The following is a 3,854-nucleotide window of genomic DNA, read 5'->3' as shown; positions in this document are numbered from 1 at the left end:
ATTACGGCATGCTGTCCTCCGGCCTCTCCAGCTTCCACAAGCTGGCCCGCAACCCCTGGGACCTGTCGACCAATCCGGGCGGCTCCAGCGCCGGGGCGGGTGCGGCGGCCGCCGCCGGCTACGGCCCGATCCATCTCGGCACCGATATCGGGGGGTCGATCCGGCTGCCGGCCGGCTGGTGCGGCATCGTCGGGCTGAAGCCCAGCCTGGGGCGCATCCCGATCGACCCGCCCTATGTCGGCCGTGTCGCCGGGCCGATGACCCGGACGGTGGCCGACGCCGCCCTGGCCATGTCGGTGCTGTCGCGGCCGGACGGGCGCGACGGCATGAGCCTGCCGCCGGCCGAGATCGCCTGGTCGGATCTCTCCGGCATCACGGTCGATCCTGCGGGGATCCGCATCGGCCTGATGATGGAGATCGGCGCCGGCATGGCACTGGACCCGGAGGTGCGCGACGCGGTGGAGGCCGCGGCCCGGCTTCTGGAAGCAGAGGGGGCGATCGTCGAGCCGGTGCCGGCGATCCTGACCCGCGAGATGCTGGACGGGCTGGACGACTTCTGGCGCGCCCGCGCCTGGGACGATGTCGAGAGGTTGCCGGAGGGCGAGCGGGCGAAGATCCTGCCCTATATCCGGGCCTGGGCGGAATTGGGGGCGCAGCGGTCCGGCCTGGCGGTGATCCGCGGCTTCAACCGCACGATGGAGATGCGAAAGGCGGCCTCCAAGCTGTTCGGATCATTGGATTTTGTGCTGTCGCCGACCGCGCCGGTCGCCCGCTTCCCGGCGGAGTGGGCGTCGCCGGTCAACAACCCGGACAAGCCGTTCGAGCATATCGGCTACACCGTGGTCTGGAACATGTCGGAGCAGCCGGCGGTGTCGATCAACTGCGGCTATACCGCGGCCGGGGCGCCGATCGGTCTGCAGATCGTCGGCCGGCGCTTCGACGATCTCGGCGTGCTGCGCCTGGCCAAGGCCTACGAGGACCGCCGCGGCCCGCAGCGTCCCTGGCCGGTCTTGTAGGGCGAGGGCCGTTGGAACATCCTGGAGCCGTCATTCGTTCCTATGTCGGGTCATGCGACCGCGCCGCCGCGTTCGGGCGGCCTGATGTCGAGAGGGGACATGGATCGGGCGGACCGCGAGATCGCGATGCTGGAGACCCTCGCAGCCAAGGGGCTGCCGACGGTCGCGATCGTCGGCAAGACGACGGTCCATGGCCAGCCCGCGATCATCTTCGAGCGGTGTTCCGGCAGCAGCGCCGACATCGTGCGGAACCGGTCGGTCGTTGACGACAGGCTGCTGAACGAGGCCAGCGTGGCCAGCCTGTCCCGCATCCGGGCCATCATGCTGGAGACGCCGATCGCCGTGAGCCGGCTGAATCTCCTGATCCGCTCGGACGGCGCGGTCGTCCTGTCGGATCCGGAAGGGGTGTGGGAAGGCCGGCAGCCCCCGCAGGATCAGGTCGCGCTGATCGACCTGTTGCTCGCGGCGGCGCAGGCCAAGCTCGGGCGCCCGTAGCCGACGGCCTCGGGCCGCCGGTTTGACGTCGCCTTCCGCTGCCGGCTCGTGCTTTGGGGAGGGGGATGCTGTCATGGTCTTTCCTGCCGATCGCTCCAGCGGCCTGCCGCCTTACTCGCCACGCGCGGATCGCGGCAAGCCGGACAGCCCGGTCCGTTTCGCGGATGTGGTCGACGCCGTCCGCAAGCAGGAGCCGCCTCAACCCGGAAACCAGGGCGCTCCGGCCCCAGCCCGGCGGACAGATCCGCCACAGCTGACGGACCCGGCCAAGACCATCGCCGACGACCGGCGCCGCAGGATCGACGACTGGGTCGCCGGGGCGGATGACAGCTTCTGGCCCTGGGACGACGATTCCCACGACAAGGTCGCGCATGCGCTGCGCGGGAACTCCGAACTGGGCGGGCTGACGCGGGACGAGCAGCGCTATCTGGTCGACAAGGCCCTCGACAAATGGGTCCGCGAGGGTGAGACCTACTCCTCGCCGCGGGACCTGGCGCGGGATGTCCGCGGCGACGGGACCCTGGGGCCGCTGGTGGCGGAGCGCTGCGCCGTGAAGGCTGCCGCCCTGGAGGCGGAACAGCGCCGCAAGCCGGCGTCCGACCGCAATGGCGATGCGGTCGATATCGGGGGCGCAGCCATCGTCGCCCTGCATGTCGAGCCCGGCCGCAAGACCGACGCGGCGCAGCAGGCCGCGCTGCGGCGGCTGGTCGAACAGCTGGGGCCGTCCCGGGCGGCGGGGCTGGCGGAAGCGCTGTCCTCGCCCGGTCTCGAGACCGAATATGCCTCGGCGACGCTCGAGGCCCTCAACGCCGGGCCGTACACCGACAGCGGCTGGGCCTTCACCACCAGCGCCTTCTCCACCACCCAGCAGCAGCGCTACGGCCAGGGCACGGACCTGTCGATGCCGATGGCCCAGGCCCTCGCCCGCGGCCTGTTCCCGCAGGACCCGCAACGGCAGCAGCAGGAGGCGAAGCGGCTCGGCGATCTGTTGTCGTCACCGACCGGCCGGTCGCTGCTGACGCCGCCGAACGCCGTTCTCGGCGAGGACAAGGTCGGCCCGGAGCGCCGGGCCCAGGCCCTGGCCGTGGTGCTGCAGAACCCCGAGATCACGGTCGAACGCCTGTCGCGTGACGGCTTCGATCCCTGGGCCAGCCCGCTGATCGCCACCCCGATCGCCCAGGACAGCGCGGATCGGGCGCTTGCGGCCAGCCGGCAGACGCCCGAAGCCGTCGCGGACCGCCTTGGCGGCGGCAGCGGCGTCGGCATCCCGGAGGAGCTTCGCGGCGCCCAGCTCGACAACCGGGTCGGCCAGGCGATGAACCTGCCGCCCGACGGCATCTCGGCCGACACGCCGCCGGACAAGCTCCAGCAGCTGAACGACCAGGCCGCCCGGGGCGATCGATCCTTCTACGCGACCGGCGACAATGCCGGGACGGTGGGCAAGATCACCGCCACCATCCGCGACCTAGGCGGCGACACGGCGCGGGTCACGGTGCTGCCGATCCAGTATTCCAGCCGCCAGACCGGGCCGGTGCAGCTGCCGCTCTTCCGGGTCGAGGGGAAGGACGGCAAGACCTGGTTCGTCGACAATCTGGGCGCACGGTACGACAGCTTCGGCAAATGGACCGAGAAGAACCAGCTGCCGCCCGGAAACGTCACCTATCCCAAGGGCGGTGAGCTGAAGCCGGGCCCCGACGGCAAGGTGGCGCTGGAAAGCCGCAACACCCCGAAGACGCCGGACACGATCGGCGAGCATCTGCTGGAGCTGGGCGACATGGCCGCCCTGGTCGGCGGCCTGCTGGCCGGCGGGGCGATGATGATCGGCAGCGGGGGCACCGCGGCCCCGGTGGTCATGATCGCCGCGGGGGCGTGGGTCGCGGGCCGTGGCGCGCAGACCCTGGCGGAGCGCCGCGATATCGGCCTGTCCAACGGCTTCGGCGATCCGCAGGCGAGGGCCGCCTATTTCAACATCGCGGCCGGCGTGCTGAGCGGCCTTCCGCTTGGCCGTGCCGCCTTCCTGGCCCGGACCGGCCAGGACGTGACCATGCCCGGGGCCTGGGCCGTCGCCAACGGCACGGCGATCGGGGCGGATACGGCGGCCGCCGGCAACAGCGGTTACACCCTGGTCAAGGACTGGAACGACCTCGACCCGGCCCAGCGCTTCGAGATGGGCCTGGGCATGGCGTTCTGGACCGTGTCGGCCGGTGCCATGGCGCGGCAGGCGTTCCGGCCGTCGTCCACCGGTGCGCCGGTGGACGACGCGCCGTCCGATCCGCCCGCGTCGACCTCGCGTCCCGACGGCGAAGCGCCGCCGCCCGACCCGTCCGCATCGGCCCCGCGTCC

The 3,854-nt window shown here is 71.8% G+C and carries 3 protein-coding genes; all 3 read left to right on the top strand.

Annotation, left to right across the window (positions count from 1 at the left end):
* Positions 1-1,016, top strand: a 1,016-nt coding sequence (locus P409_RS28840; RefSeq protein ID WP_034846540.1) for an amidase, incomplete at its 5' end; no start/stop codon positions are given.
* 99 nt (positions 1,017-1,115) lie between these two features.
* On the top strand, positions 1,116-1,511 hold the full coding sequence (locus tag P409_RS28835) for a hypothetical protein (protein WP_034846538.1): 396 nt from the start codon (positions 1,116-1,118) through the stop codon (positions 1,509-1,511).
* A gap of 73 nt (positions 1,512-1,584) precedes the next feature.
* Positions 1,585-3,854: DUF4781 domain-containing protein (locus P409_RS28830; protein WP_034846537.1), on the top strand; the 2,270-nt coding region annotated here is incomplete at its 3' end.

The organism is Inquilinus limosus MP06, from assembly GCF_000767795.1.
Taxonomy (GTDB): Bacteria; Pseudomonadota; Alphaproteobacteria; order DSM-16000; family Inquilinaceae; genus Inquilinus; species Inquilinus limosus_E.
Note: the sequence above shows the minus strand (reverse complement) of the source record. Positions and strands in the feature narration are given on the sequence as shown.

Bases quoted from the DNA above. Each gene is read 5' to 3' on its own strand.
- P409_RS28835 (WP_034846538.1), top strand. From the start codon at position 1,116: ATGGATCGGGCGGACCGCGAGATCGCGATGCTGGAGACCCTCGCAGCC.